Annotated in this window: 12 protein-coding genes; 4 read left to right on the top strand and 8 right to left on the bottom strand. The window is 37.6% G+C overall.

Translation table 11 applies throughout. The features are described 5' to 3' along the window. Positions 1 to 594: 594 nt before the first annotated feature. Positions 595 to 1,545, top strand: coding sequence for a hypothetical protein (locus FZF08_RS30590; protein ID WP_159478396.1), 951 nt, complete (start codon positions 595 to 597; stop codon positions 1,543 to 1,545). A gap of 248 nt (positions 1,546 to 1,793) precedes the next feature. On the opposite strand, the gene FZF08_RS30585 is transcribed toward FZF08_RS30590, so the two are convergent. The 5 genes from FZF08_RS30585 to FZF08_RS30565 all read right to left on the bottom strand — a co-directional run bounded on the left by FZF08_RS30585 (position 1,794) and on the right by FZF08_RS30565 (position 7,323). Further along, complete coding sequence (locus FZF08_RS30585; protein WP_159478393.1) at positions 1,794 to 3,221, bottom strand: T9SS type A sorting domain-containing protein; 1,428 nt, start codon at positions 3,219 to 3,221, stop codon at positions 1,794 to 1,796. A gap of 147 nt (positions 3,222 to 3,368) precedes the next feature. After that, entirely contained in the window at positions 3,369 to 4,067 is a 699-nt protein-coding gene (locus FZF08_RS30580) for a hypothetical protein (RefSeq protein WP_159478390.1), read from the bottom strand. A gap of 835 nt (positions 4,068 to 4,902) precedes the next feature. Beyond that, on the bottom strand, positions 4,903 to 5,349 hold the full coding sequence (locus tag FZF08_RS30575) for a hypothetical protein (RefSeq protein ID WP_159478387.1): 447 nt from the start codon (positions 5,347 to 5,349) through the stop codon (positions 4,903 to 4,905). A gap of 198 nt (positions 5,350 to 5,547) precedes the next feature. Beyond that, a complete protein-coding gene (locus tag FZF08_RS30570) occupies positions 5,548 to 6,669 on the bottom strand; it encodes a hypothetical protein (RefSeq protein ID WP_159478384.1) in 1,122 nt (373 codons plus the stop codon). Positions 6,670 to 6,867: 198 nt separating this feature from the next. Next, complete coding sequence (locus FZF08_RS30565; RefSeq protein WP_159478381.1) at positions 6,868 to 7,323, bottom strand: hypothetical protein; 456 nt, start codon at positions 7,321 to 7,323, stop codon at positions 6,868 to 6,870. A 387-nt stretch (positions 7,324 to 7,710) separates the two neighbouring features. On the opposite strand from FZF08_RS30565, the gene FZF08_RS30560 reads away from it, so the two are divergent. Further along, positions 7,711 to 8,067: a hypothetical protein gene (locus tag FZF08_RS30560; protein WP_159478378.1), complete on the top strand. Its 357-nt coding sequence runs from the start codon at positions 7,711 to 7,713 to the stop codon at positions 8,065 to 8,067. Between the two features lie 380 nt (positions 8,068 to 8,447). Here the strand turns inward: FZF08_RS30560 and FZF08_RS30555 are convergent, their stop codons facing one another. From FZF08_RS30555 to FZF08_RS30545, 3 genes are all read right to left on the bottom strand, one after another. After that, positions 8,448 to 9,950 (bottom strand): TlpA disulfide reductase family protein, encoded by a 1,503-nt coding sequence (locus FZF08_RS30555; RefSeq protein ID WP_159478375.1) that lies wholly within the window; start codon positions 9,948 to 9,950, stop codon positions 8,448 to 8,450. Positions 9,951 to 10,048: 98 nt separating this feature from the next. Further along, positions 10,049 to 11,287, bottom strand: a complete 1,239-nt coding sequence (locus FZF08_RS30550) for a carboxypeptidase-like regulatory domain-containing protein (RefSeq protein ID WP_159478372.1) — start codon at positions 11,285 to 11,287, stop codon at positions 10,049 to 10,051. Between the two features lie 321 nt (positions 11,288 to 11,608). Further along, positions 11,609 to 12,211, bottom strand: coding sequence for a recombinase family protein (locus tag FZF08_RS30545; protein ID WP_304487036.1), 603 nt, complete (start codon positions 12,209 to 12,211; stop codon positions 11,609 to 11,611). Positions 12,212 to 12,345: 134 nt separating this feature from the next. Between FZF08_RS30545 and FZF08_RS30540 the strand changes: the two genes are divergently transcribed. Both FZF08_RS30540 and FZF08_RS30535 read left to right on the top strand, forming a co-directional pair. Then, positions 12,346 to 12,669 (top strand): DUF4158 domain-containing protein, encoded by a 324-nt coding sequence (locus tag FZF08_RS30540; RefSeq protein WP_159478369.1) that lies wholly within the window; start codon positions 12,346 to 12,348, stop codon positions 12,667 to 12,669. A 647-nt stretch (positions 12,670 to 13,316) separates the two neighbouring features. Beyond that, positions 13,317 to 14,480, top strand: a complete 1,164-nt coding sequence (locus FZF08_RS30535; RefSeq protein WP_159478366.1) for a hypothetical protein — start codon at positions 13,317 to 13,319, stop codon at positions 14,478 to 14,480. Positions 14,481 to 14,715 lie beyond the last annotated feature (235 nt).

The following is a 14,715-nucleotide window of genomic DNA, read 5'->3' as shown; positions in this document are numbered from 1 at the left end:
TCAGAAATAAGGTACGGTTAAAGTGTTCCAAAGCCAGACACTTAATCATGATGTTGGCTGTTGGATTGCACAACCTTAGAAATAAATTCAGAAAGCCAATAATAAATCATTCGTGATATTGTCTAATTGAAAAGAAAAATTCATCTGGATCAAATCTGTTAACCGATAGAGAACAGGATGGGAAGTAGAAATAGAGTCCTTTTTGGAAAAACTCTTTATTTGATTATTTCACCTCAGTTGTTTAAGTCAAGACAATGTCTAGACAACCGATAACATATAACCGCTTCTTATTTAACTCAATGATAAAAATACGAATATTGATATCAAGTTGTACAGGTGTAGTATTTCGGACAACCGAATTTTAGATTTGTTTTTTCCTTTCACGAACAACCCATCATAATGCCGCATGCCAGTTTTATAAACGGTTTGAGGTAATAAATAGCATTTGCATTATACCAATTTGTTGTGTTTCTTTAAACATATGCGGCGTTGCAGTTATCAATCGCAATCTGGTGTGCAATAAACAATATTGAGGTAGAGAAATTGTGTTTACTGACCAATACATAAAAAAATTGAATAATTAAAAAGAAAACAATGGGAGCAGCAGATGACTTTATGCGATCATTATTAGAAAGCCATCCGGAATTAAAAACTGGAAGGCTGAGCGAGGCACAAGTTTGCAAATTAGTTTCGAGGCACCAGGTGAAAATTAATAATAAAGGCCTTGACGATTTTGATGGATTAAGCCCTGGTCAAATGCACTTTTTATTAAATGCACCTTTTGAGACGGAAAGTTTGATATCGATTAAGCGTGATTTAGATAGTCATCTTGACAAAGTACCGCTTTTCAAGCTTTTAGAATTATTGTTATCGGAAATTGATAACACCAAAGCTTTAAAACTCACGGCTAAGGGTAATCTACCTGTACGTATATGTGAATTGCTCCACAGTCAGGACCTGATCCAGTGGGAATTTATAAAATATGTTAAAAGAATCAGTGAGGAAGACATACCTTATATATGGCCACTGAAGCAATATTTGCTGGACATTGGTATCGTAAAAAAACGCAATAATTGTCTGTCTCTAACCAAGCAGGGGGAGAAATTCATGCAAGCGCCCGCAACATTACGTTTTGACAGCCTTCTTAACTACTTTTCAAATCAATTTCATTGGGGTAATTTTTATGATCTTGACGATAGTGGCAAATGTGGTCAGCTTGGGTGGGCTTATTCACTGCTGCTTGTATCAAGATACGGCTCGCAACCACGCGAAAGTGAATTTTACAGCCTGAAATGGATGAGTGCATTTGAAAAGGAACTATGGCAGGCACATCAAACTGGAAACGAAAAAGAAGCACTTGTGTTTTATCACCGCGCCTACGCTGTGCGCTTTTTTGAATGCTTTGGAAATTGGTTTGGCCTTGTCAAGATTGAAAGGAGATTGCCGGGTGAACATATCTTTAAAGAGCTGCTTATTACTAAATCTGAACTCTTTGACAATATATTAGAATTTAAGACTGTGGGCAAATCTGGTAATAAAGCGTGATAACTTTCTTAAAACATCGCTCAATAGCTGATAGGATGAGCAACTCAGATATCTCCCATTTAACATAACTTTAATTATAAAAATGATTTCCGAACGTATAGGAAATACTGTTATTGGCCAGGAGAAGGGTAATTCTATTAACAACCGTTACGGACAATCCAGTTATCTTTCCAGGAAGAGCTTTAAAAGCGGCCAGCTAGAAAAGGCATAGCCGCCTTTACCACAGTGTACGGATAATGCGTCAAATATTACTCCTTGAGCACTTTTACTGTTTTCCCGTCGGGGGCTTGTAGAAAATAAACGCCTGCTGCATAGCTGCTCAGCTCTACCGAAACAGTTTCAGAGGCGACGTTGATCTTTTGCAGGACGAGCCCGGTCGCGCTGATCAAACGGATCTGCCCACCGATATTGTTTTTTCCCAGTTGCACCGTGGTTATCCCTTTCGACGGATTGGGGTAATTGATCATCGTTGTTGATTGTCCAAACTCAACGCCCTGGATACGGCTGTATGCAAAACTGGCATCCAGATCGATCATTTTGAGCCGGTACAGGTTTTGGTCTGCAAGTGGGGAGCTATCTTTGAATGAGTAACTCTGGAAAGCGTTGCCGCTGTTCACAGCTGATACCGATCCCATTAAAAGCCAATTTTTCCCATCGGCGCTCCGCTGTATATCAAACTTTTCGCTGTTGACTTCCGACGTGGTACTCCATGATAACAAAACTGCATTTTCTTGTTTGGTTACGTTGAATGAGGCCAAGGTAACCGGCAGCGCGCTTTCAGAAATAGCGCCTAGTGTAAAAGGGCTCCAGCTGGAAAGGACTGCGCTGGTAACGCTTCCGGCGCTTATCGTACCGCTGGCGGTCCCGCCTTCGTTCAGCCAGCCTGCGCTGGTCTTGTGGGCTACTTTAAAGACGTTAAGATTGGAAGAACTTGTAATCGATGCATTTTTGTAATCATCGTAAAACAAGGTTACTTTTCCTGTAGCCGTACCAACAGGCGAAATGTCCCAGTATTCCTGGTTGTTGTAGGCTTGAAGGGCTGTTTCCGATGCTCCGGTAGTTGTATATGATGCCGCGCCAGCGTCGGCAGACAGGTAGCGGACCAGCATACCGTTATTATTGGCTGTCAGATCTAAAAGTATGGGCTGGTATCTTGCACCGTCTCCAACCGGATATGTAAAGCTTCCGGTGCCTTCTTTTACTACATATCCTTTGACATGGCTGGCGTTATTTGCAACACTACCTATGCCGTTGGCAGTAAAAATTACTGCATTGGCCGCGTTATCTGCTGTTATTATTCCATTGGTAAAAGTTAATGTACCATCGACCCTTAGCGGATTGCCAATCGTTACGCCTGCTGCATTGTTTACCGTTACATTGTAGGCCATAAAGGGTGCTGTGCCGCTAAGCGTTTGAGCTGCGGTACCATTAAAAGTAAGCGTACCGTTATTTGCCGCTGTCGTGGCCATATCGTTGGTAATACTGCCTGTTGCAACTATTGTTCCGTTGTTGGTAAGCGTACTGCCTGTATTGTATTGTGATGTACCATTTACCTGTAAGGTAGCACCGGTAGCTATGGTAAGGCTTGCACCGTTATTGGTGAGCACCTGCGCTACAACTGCTTTGGTGCTTACAGCAAGCAGTACAATTAAGGCTGCCTGTGTAAATTTTTTCATACCCATGTTATTTATTTTTTATTGGTATTTTATTAAGAGATAGATGACTGATTTTAAAATTTTATTCTTTTTCCTTACTTGAACCATGGAGAAATCAGTATGAGTGATGCTTGTTTCGTGATGATACTACTCGGGGTAGCGTTATAATTAAAAGGATACCGGATACCATTTTTGACCGCTGTAAATGAGTGTTAAACCGACAGTGCTGCTTGCGGGAACCCCAAAGTCTGATAATTTTGAGGTATCATAATCTACACCTCCCTGCCTGAATTTTTTACCATTTGGGTTAAGATTAATGTTTGCAGGAGAGGTTTCAGGAAAAATATATACTTGTTGCCCGGCTACAGGAGCGGATGGTAATGTAATTGTAATAGCACCACTCGCTACAATAAATTGATTGTTTGTTCCGGATAATGTTGTGCTGGTATTTATGATAGAAGCAGCCAAACTTCCACTTGCAGGGGTTACCCAGGTAGTATTGTAGCTTGTGCCATCTACCTTTGCCAGTACTTGGTTGGCAACCCCGCCTGTGGGTACGCCTTGGCCGTTCGTGCCTGTCAATGTAGTCCAAGCACTGCCATTATAAAAATAAAAGCCCGGTGTATTATCCGTTTGGTAAATTAATAAACCTGTGGCGGGTGTGCTTACACCGCTTATTTGGTTAATGAGGTTGCGTTGTGCAAGCGTCATACGGGGTACGAGCATTCCCTGAGTAGTACTGGTCACATCCAAGGCTGCACTTGCATTTGGCGTGGGGTTGTTGATACCTACGTTGGTTTGGGCATTTGCAAATTGGCTTGCTGCAAGCAATAAAGCCGTTAAAAACAGTTGGGATAATTTTCTCATAATTGTAATTGTTATGTATTGTTTCTTTTTAGCTGATAAGCGGAAAGTGATATTTCTTTACTCCCTTTTGTGTTGATAATGTACTTGGTAATTTCTGCTGATTTTCGTTTCGTGAAGACACGAACGAAGGCGGAGGAAATCGGTCAGCCTATTATACCGTTTAATCAATTATCATTCATATGAAAAATATGGCAATGAAGAACTATACCAGTATTTGTACAATGTGCAACTCGAATCAACCCCATTCTCGAAATACCTTTACTCCAATACAGGGTTTGGCATATTGGGCAATATTGGGTTAGATTAAAAGAAAGTACAAAAAGCGCCACGGGTTTTATAAAGCAAAATAATCTGTTCAATATTCCGTATACCTGATTCTCAGCCTTATCTGAGAGGATATTTCGAGAGCAGTTTGGTAAGGTGAATAAGGATTATCTTCTATCTTATCATTTTGGACTAATATATTGTTTTCCAAGGTGATCAATTCCGTTATAAACGTCGGTATATTAAATTAAAGTCGTGACGGTTTTTCTCTTTTCTTTTAGATTAACCCGGTTTGGCAACGTTGGTAGAACTATGCCGAAATTATGAATTACTGATGGAAACCGCGAAGGGAATGGTCAAATTATTAGCTATAAACCATTTATTGAGTAAAATTTAAACAAGCTCTAAAATAAATTCATATGGTTTATTTTTTCCTCCTAAGAAGTGCATTATCTTTATTTACCACAATTTAAGCTGTTACCAAGAAAAAAATAGCCCCTTTCATAGCAGTATCCAAAATCATGACTCCCATTTGAATTTTTCTACATTTTTTATTTCTAGGAGTAATTACTTACAAATCTTTATAATAGGTTTTGAGTGTATCATAATTTTCCATGTAAGGAGCTGGCATTACCGGGCTCAAAATTAAAGTATTAGTGTTGTGCCTAATGTTAACCACTTCAATAAGCAAAGATTTTGGTCCTTCTTTTGACGTTCCATTAAATACGGCTTTTCCCTCTTTTTTCTGCTGCCAGCTAAGGAAATCATAATTAACAAGTCTTTCAATGATCGTGTCATTTCTGACTATTTTCATTGTATCTCCCGAAAAAATAAGATATTGGACAGTAGCAGACGTAAATATTACCGTCTTTCCAGATTTTGTGTTGTAAGTTTTCTCTGCTATATACTTTCCATTCCTGGTATTATTACTCAGTGCAACCTTGTAGTCAAACTCACAGGATAAGGCCCCGGTAGCCATTGCACCCATCATTAATGTAAAAAACAATTTACTTTTCATGGCTCTAAGTTTATGGTCTCATATCTAATGTAACATTCAAAGTGTAAGTGTCCCTATAACGCAGACAATTTAAAATTATAGAAAGCCCCAATTTTCCAAATAAGTAACCGTGCATAGGCTATCTCAACAAACCACCGTTAAAAAAAACTAATAAAAGAATTTCGCTTTTTTAACCCATTTCAAAATTTGGCTGGTAACTTATCGCTGTAGGCGGGTAAGTTGCATGTCCAATGTATCCTTTCCTAAAATCCCTTGAATCCGCATAGCATCTGTTGTCATATTGCTAATTTTTGCTTGTAGCGTATCCTGATTATAAAACATAACTTCTAATTTCTTTCGCTGGATATCGAATTTATATGTACCGAGCATACTATCTGAGGCTTCAAAACGGAAGGGATTGGGACTAAAAGCACAGCCTTCTGATCCTGCAAAATAGATCCTGTTCCAAGCTTTAGTATCTGTTAACCAAGCTGTCGACATTGGAGTTTGGCCGTTTCGCATCAACTTTTCTATTTTCCAAGTGCCCCTTAAGATCTGGTCATTAGGATGAATAAGAATTAATGCTTTAAGCAAGAGAAAGGAAGCAAAGATTGGAAGTACACGAAGTCCCTGTTTGAGCCAACTATACTGTAAGCTAATAGAAGGTAGAGAATCAACTGTGTCCCAAAAAATCATTAGAAGTCTCTTCTTATACAGAAAAAGAAAAAATAGTAAGGCTAATGTATAACTTACCGAAGTAAAAAAAGCTCCAATACCAATGTTGAAAAATATGTTAATCAGGACAATATTAATCATCACTGGCAAAAGGATCATTACTCCTAATAAAGTTGACCTACGGTAGAGAAGTAGCACAGCTCCCGCTAACTGAAAAAGAGCAATAATAACAGAGTAAGGATATGAGTATCCAAAGAAATACCAGGTGAGTCCCATTCCATTAACAGAACTTAGAGGTATATCTAAAAAAAACTCCGGAGTTTGAAACTGGGTTTTTAAAATTTTTGCGAAGCCGTAACTTGAGATTGATAAAGATAACCAATACCGAATCATACCTTGAAACCAGGTATGGTATAAAGCACTATTGATGTTGTATGTTTGTTCTTGTCGATGCCAGATCCAGGTATAGATTAAGCTACCAAGTACGGCAACCACAATCATTCCAGCTAAAAGCAAAGCAAAATACTGACCATATTTCTCAAAAAATGAGAAAGGCATAAACTCCAAAGGAATTAGTAGCAGGTTCAAAAGAGCAGTGGCAACCAGAGCACATTCACAAAATTTAAAGATCCATGATGTGCGGTTGTCAGGTAAGGATGATATCATGGCTTATAGAGGCGACGAGAGTTTTTATTAGGAATTATGCTTGAAATCAAGTCGTCCCTTTCCTTTTAAAGGAAAACTCAAGTAGTTTCTCCTATGGTCACTAAATATTAATTCTTTACATAAAATCCACCCTTTTAAATCGATATTTTTTAAGATAGTTTTACTAATTGGACCTACTTTTATAAAAAGTGATAATTTTCATCTCTTAGCTAGAAACCAAGCAGTTTTGCCCGTGAATTGCTCATTTCGCCTACTTACCGCACTTATCTCAAATATCTTTTCGTTAATATGATATCCACCCCCAGCAGCGCCTGGGTAAGTGTCGAAAAGTATAATGCCTTCATTATTGAAATCTCTTGATAGTTCAAATTCATAATCGCTTTCAAAAATAATTGAGCCATTCTGTTTTTTGACGGACATTGATATTTGTACTCTTAATGGATCGATTTTTCTTACTTGGATCAGTGCGACTTGTGCAGAGTCACGTGGATTATAATGGTAAATCGAATCTTCCAAACTAGCTGGAATAACTGCATCATAGATATTCCAACGCCCCTCGATCTGCTTAGCCAGATCTGGAAAAGCATCTTTCTTTCTGCAAGCACTCATTATTCCAAGTGTGATAAGGAAAATTAGTAGTCTAGTTAATTTCATAAATGAAGGATAGGATTTATTTCTCTAACGATCTGAAAAGTAATTTATTAGAGAAATATTGCATAAAGCAAAAGAAACAAATCTTGCTTGCCCTAGGACATAGCGTCTAAGCGGAATGGGAAAGTGCATTTTCCTTGTACTATCCCAAGAACTTTGACAAAACCGCCACTACCCTCTTGTTCTGTATTCCGTCACTTAATATAACAAGTAGTTATAAAAACTTTAGGAACAAGTTCTGGGTTTTGTTATGCTTTATGTATTGTTAAAAGTAATTACTAATTTGTGTTATTTTGATTTATTATTATCTTACTACAACCATTATAGCTTCCAATTGGTCTCTTGATTTAGATACCCAACTTTTCATTTTAAAGTAAAATATTCACCCTTATGAAAACAAAATGCTACGTTTTTTTACTTTTTATATTCCTTGGGTTCTCTTGCAAAGACAAAAATCCGGTGGCTGATTGTGGATGTGAAAGCCCAGTGATTAAGGTACTTGAAAATGTAAAAGCCAGCTACATTGGATCAAACACGGTACTTCTTCGATTAAGAAATACAGGCGATGTAGTGAATGAAGAACTGTACCAACTTTGTTCCAAAACAGATTCTTTAACTATTACTCCTGACATTAAAAATCCAAACTATACGGTCAGTGGTAAGGTGAAAAATAGTTGCTTTTCTGGCCCTACATTCACAGTACAAGCACAATTGTTTGAAATAACCGAAATTAAAAAGACTTTATAATGGGGGCGCCACATTGATTTTCCAGATATGCTACCCAGTCAATCAGGTCTTTCAGTGACCGACCCAGCCGGCCCATACTCTTATAGTTTTAATCCTTTATTTTGAGTTTTACCGATATCAGGGTTAAATTAAAAGATTGTACCAAAAGTACCGCAGGTTTAATAGAGCATTTTTTCTTGTGAGATGTGTGCTACATGCAAATCTCAGGACAGTCTTTTAATACCGAAGTTCAAAATGCAACTTTCTGAAAATATACTCGCCATAGTTACCCACTCAAGAGCAAATTGATATCTTTTAACGCTATAAATATTCGCAACTACCATTGGTATAGCTGTTAAATGTCTGGTGGTCCTTTATTTACAATCTTTTAGTCTAAGCCATTACTGTAACTTTTCTAATATTCTTTTGTGTAGTGTAATGCTATTTGATGGCCGGGGAAGGTTTGTATCAACTATATTGCCTTCTTTATTAAAAAGAAAATAACGAGGAATCCCTATTATACTTTCATTTAAATTTTTTCCAAGTATATCTGCGGCTGCATCAGTCCCTAAATAATGATAACCGTTAAGCGAGTACAATTCAATATCTTTCTTCCAACGTGGTGAATTACTCTTCTTATCCATTGAAAAATAAAGAATTTCAATTTCATTGTCTTTTAAAAAACTGTGAAGATCTTTCGCAAAGGCAAATTCTTCCTTACAAGGGGAGCACCAGGTGGCCCACAGGTCTACCAGCACTGCTTTTCCTGGAAAATGTCTTTTCACAAAATCCGAAAGTATGATAAGAGAATCTTTTTCAATATACTGAAACAGTTTACCAGCACTTTCATATTTCACAAAAGAGTAGGGAGGCACCTTATTGCGATCTTGATTGCTTATAAGTATTGTCTTGACTACGGGTACAAATACACTAGCAGGGAATGCCTTCTTCAATCGTTCATACCTGTTAGTCGCCTCTGAAAAATTTATTGTTCCAAATTTTAATTCGCTAATCAAATCAGAGGAGAACATTTGTTCCTGTATTTCCACAGGGGCAAAATTATATGCCTGGTCTTTTTGTTCCCACAATTTCAGATTGCTAACTTGTGATTTGGACACAATAGTACCTTTTTCAATAAGCCTGCACTTCTTTTTAGCGTTGGCACTTCTGTAATTTACATTACGATATCTTTTAGAAAACGGGTCGTATTTTTCACAAAATATCCTTTGTAGGGAAACAAAGTCTTCTTTACTTAGTTTAAATTTGTCTTTGTCAGCATCGTACCTATGTTCGGCCGTGCCTGATATGTTAAGAACAGCTGCTAAAAACTCTGATTCAGCTTCCAATTTTACAAATTTATAATATTCCTTACTTATTTCTCTCAAAACAAATAAACTGTCCATTGGCTTAAATAAGCCATCTTTAAGCTCTTCAAGGCTTTCAATGGCACGGCTTAAATTTTCACTATGTGTTAATGTGTTATATACTTCGTTGTTTGTTTTTCCTCCTAAAAACAAGGAGTTCTTAAAATAATTATACAATCCTGCATGGTTTTTACCCTTAAAGGAGAGTTCCATGGAATGCATCACAGTATCTTGTCGAATGACAATATTTATAGAATCCCCCTTCTCAATAACCAAACGAATTTTCGGTGTATAAGGGTTATTTGCAACCATTATGAACATGGTAGAATCAATATCAAAAGATTTTGATGAGATGCCATTTTCAAATACAGAACTATCATAGAACAAAGCATAGTGTATAGGATCTCCGTCTATTGATCTACAATACAATATTTCTGTTCCATCTTTGGCGTTAGGATTTATAATTCTGATCGTCACATTTTGTCCTAGGGAAAACAGTGAAAAAAGCAGTAGACACGTTAATGAGAAAATCCTTTTCATAGTTATGAATTGCCGTTTAGATATTATACAAAGACTTCCGTTTTTGTCAAAACTTGTTTATTAAAAGATCAACATTTATCCCAACCTTCAACCTTTTCCTAGTCCACCTCTGGCATATAATCGAGTGGAAGCATATCTCCCACTTTTTCCCAACCCCAATAACCTTCAAAAACAATTCCCAGCGGTTCGAAAAAACTACCTGACTTTTCCAGAAAGATTTCTTTGTCTCTAAGGAAAATCACAGAAGTTTGAAAAGTAGGTTTTCGAGTTCCAAATGAGGTAGTTAAATATGATGGCTCTTCTTTTTCTCCAACATACACCACCTGAAAATATCCCTCAAAAGTCATTTTTACTTCCTCTCTATTTATTTGAAGATAATCTTGATATGGAACCCGGGTTGTATCCAGTATTTCCACGATTTTAGGTAAACTAGTTTTGGATAGCATAATGCTCAACGGATCATTTGCATCAAGTAAGACGGCAGTCCCTCTAAGGCGAAGCTGTTTCCGTGCATCTTCAAGTTGTTGTTCCGTAGGTCTGTTTGGATTAGGTTTCCTGATTAACCTTCTTAAATTAAACCCTTCCTGCTCCAACCTTTTCTCCCTTAATGCCCTTGCAAAATGCATAGCAGATCCGTTAAATGAAGTCCTGCGATTTTTTGCCCAACGATTTTCTCTGGCCTTCTTTCCTTTGGATAAGTCGTATCTTGGATAACCCAGGTAAGTGACATATTTTTCCCGGAAGTCATAAACAAACTCAATCAGCAAATAACTAACTTTATATCCAAGTTCCGGATTTTCGATTACCAGCAAGTCCTTTGCAGTCACTGTGAGTTTGTTACTTTTTTCATCGTAAACGATGATCAGTGTCTCTGGATTAACCAACTTACATTTTTTAGATACAATACTCTTTCCCAAAAAATTTTCTTTAAATATTTCAAGATTAATATACCAGCTTTCATCCCTTTTAGCTTTTACAGAAACCGCATTCAGTTCTTTTTCTGTCTGAACCAATTTAAATAAAACCGGACTCAAAGCTTTGGTAATTTCAATAGGAATTTCCAAGGGGTAAATGATCGAACCGTAACCAACCATCGTGACGGCGACATCATATTTTCCTGGATCTAAAGCTATTACAAAACTGCCTTTTTCGTCTGTAAGAGTACCCAAGGTCGTGTTGGTTATAAACACAGTTACAAATTCCAGCGGTTTACCCGTATGCTCGTCCGCCACTCTACCCTTAAATTCTCTCTTTTGCGCCTTCGCAACATTTGCTGCCACCAGCAAGAAAATTAATAACGCATTTTTGCCAAATCCTTTCATATCCCTTAATGGCACTTTTCACCCGACGTTTATAACTGCAAGTTACAACTAAATTTTTAGTTATTAAAATTATGGTCGGAAAATTAAGGCAGCGAAGTGCTCCTATTTAAATTGGTCTTAGGCCGTTATCAAGCTTATTCACGAGTAAAACAGCGACTTTGTCTTTTATTACAACGTTAAAACTATATTTATTTCCCATTGTTCGGTTAGATTGCCAATGAATTTATCGCTTTAAGTATCGAGCCAGACGCTATTTTGGCGACGATTCTGGAGAAAAGCCCCTCGCAGGTCTTGGCATAGTCTCACTGCGTGTTAGAGAAGGCATTATTAAAGTTATCACTTTCTTTTACGCAAGAATCCTTTCACATCTACACCGCTGTACTTTAAAATCTTGTACAATGTGGGCTGGCTTTTTATTTTGAACATCTCTCTTATTTCATCGGTACTGCGACTGTTCTTCTCATATATCTCCTTGACTTCCGGTGCGATTTTTCGGTAACGCTCACTTAATCCTTCAGGCCTGCCCCCTGATCTGCCCCTTGCCCGTGCCGAGTCCAGACCTGCTTTTGTCCGCTCCCTGATAAGGTTGCGCTCATGTTCGGCCAACACACACATAAATTGAAAAAAAAGATTTCCGGCGGCAGTACTGGTATCAATAGATTCAGAAAGCGATTTCAAATTAACTCCTTTATTTTTTAACTCCTCGATTAGCTCAATGAGCTTAACGGTGCTGCGTCCAAGTCGGTCCAGCTTCCAGATAACGATCGTATCACCAGGCCGGGCATATTCCATCAATTTTTCAAAGTTCGGCTTGGTAGCCTTTACTCCGGAAACTTTATCAGTGAAAACTTGTTTGCATCCTTCGTTTTTTAGAGCATCCAACTGAAGATCCAAGTTCTGTTCCTGGGTAGAGACCCTGGCGTATCCTAATTTGATCATTTTATTTACGAAACTTAATAAAATCAAATATATTACATTTAGTTTAATTACATGACAATATAAATAATGAATTTGTAGAGATTAGGTTGATTTTGGATTATGTAAAAATTCGTTCGTTTAAATACATAGATGATATGGCAAGGAAAGAGTATCTGACTCCCGAAGAACGAAATCGATTTGAATACCCACCACAATTGTTGACTGAACAAAAAGGACTTTTCCTTCAACTTCCTGACTGGGCGAGCAACTATCTCAAAACCTTGCAGACACCGACGAATCAAGTTGGGTTTCTATTGCAACTGGGATACTTCCGTATTGTCAGTCGTTTCTTTCTATCCAACCGGTTCATTCAGGCTGACATTGATTATATCACAAATGTTGTAATGGTTGATCCCAATCAAGTTAGAGGTTTTCGTTACAAATGGGCGAAAACATACGCTAAGAAACTAATTATTTAGTTTTGGCTTTCTTAATTGCCGTAATCCGTTGTCCCCGAGCTCTTGGTTTGCGTTAAAGGAGTATTTTCCCAACCGATTAATATGCTCAAAGGGAGCAGGCGTGATAAACTCAAAGTCACTCTCATCGACTACGAATCCTTCCTGGTATAGTTGGGTTAAATTAAAAGAAAGTACAAAAGCGCCACGGGTTTTGCACCGCAAAGTGGCCGAGTATTTATCAGCTGTATTCAAATCTCAGCGCCATCTTTGAAAATGTTATCAAGATTCTGCTATTAAAGTGCTGTGGATCGGCCTACAAAACTTTTTATCAAAAGTTAATTTTTCATAAAAGTGCCTTTCAAGCTTCATATCAGGCAACAGTACTTTATGTACAATCTTTTAATCTACCCCTAGGCTTTAAAAAAACTGGAGAATCTAGCTTCAATTTCTCACCCGTAATTCCGCTTATCAAAGCTGATTTCACCTAGTACTGTTACATGTATTATATCAAAACGAACGTTCCTTTATTGCATATCGCATACTAATTATTAAAATAATTACAATAATTATCTTAGACTTAGGCGCCAACCAGTTACATTTGAATGCAGCCCTTCAAAAATAGGACTCAACTATTTAAATGTGAACATTAATTTTCTTGTACTTAGTCAATGAAACATCTTTGCCTGGTTGTTTTTATCTCGTTTTGTCTACCTGCAACCGCACAAATTAATAAAAGTCAGGTGATTTGGACAGCTGGAGTTAATTCTAAATTTACTCACTACAAGTCATTTGGGCTTCAAAGTCCTATATATACTTTTGGTGGAAGTGGTGATATTAGTTATTTCATTCGTGATGGGCTTGCCTTGGGTGCTTCCATAAATGGTAATTCGCAAAACGTTAGCTCTACACTTAAAGATTCCCAGGGATTTAAATCATTTTCAAGTAGTAATTCTATTTCTGTAACTCCATTTATACGTAAATATTGGAAATTTAAGCCGGCATTGATTTATGTTGGCGGCGGTGTCAATTTAAACTTCTCTAAAACAAGGGCTATCCAAGAAATTAATTTTATAAATTATGAAAATAGACTAAATACAGATTTCGGTGCTAATATTCAAACACAATTAGGCATTATATATCCAGTTACTCACCGGTTAGGGTTAGAATTTGGAGCTCAGTCATCACTGTTTCCGTTATCTTTCAATTCTTTAAAAATAGGGATGGTCCTCGCTTCCGGAGAAATTAAGGATAAAAGCGAAAATCCATCAAATGAGTATCCACTCAGAAAAGGCCGATGGCTTTTATCTGGCTCATTTAATTCAAAAGTGAGCAAAGGCTATAATAGAAGTTCTGACAGCCAGTTTAAATACCATGATCCATCAACATTTGTTGAAGTTGCGCCGGCCCTATTTGTAAAAAATAGACTTTTGCTCGGTTTAGGTGTATTTGTAGGATTAAGAGATGGTATACTTAATGGTGATGGGAAAGCGGGCTTCACAACTGATGGAAATAACAAGCCTGTACTAATTGGCTTACGGCCATTTGTAAAAAAATACTTTTCTCCAACAAGGTTAACCCCTTATCTCGAAAGCTATATTAGTTACGATCGAATTATGTTCGGTGGCGGATCTCCAACCAACTCTTATAACGCTGGAGGTAATTTGGGTCTTGCTTATCTATTTGGTAAAAGCTGGCTAATCGAAGCTCGGCTTCTTGCATTATCAGGTGGGTATAGTGAGATAGGCGGCACTAATGGTGTTTCGAGCGGCATAAATTTAAATTTGGAAGCTGGCTTAAGACCAAACTTTACTGTCTCGTACGTTTTTCGTTAGAGACTACTTTCGAAGTTAATTTAATGTGCATGAAAAGTACAGTTTGAATTGTAGCTTAAAGATGCAAAAAATACATTATCCCAAATCCACAAATTAAGATAGCCCAAATGCCTATCTCGACATCTCAGTTAAAGGAATAATTTGATTATCTGGACGAAAATTTATAGGAAAATGGATGTCAGCATTCACATGTCCTAACCGAGGCTTATTTAAAAGAAAATGGCTTGCCTGTCAA

Origin of the sequence: Dyadobacter sp. 3J3 (assembly GCF_009801115.1) — a bacterium.
GTDB lineage: Bacteria > Bacteroidota > Bacteroidia > Cytophagales > Spirosomataceae > Dyadobacter.
The sequence above is the reverse complement of the archived record's forward strand: the minus strand, read 5'-3'. Positions and strand labels throughout refer to the sequence as shown.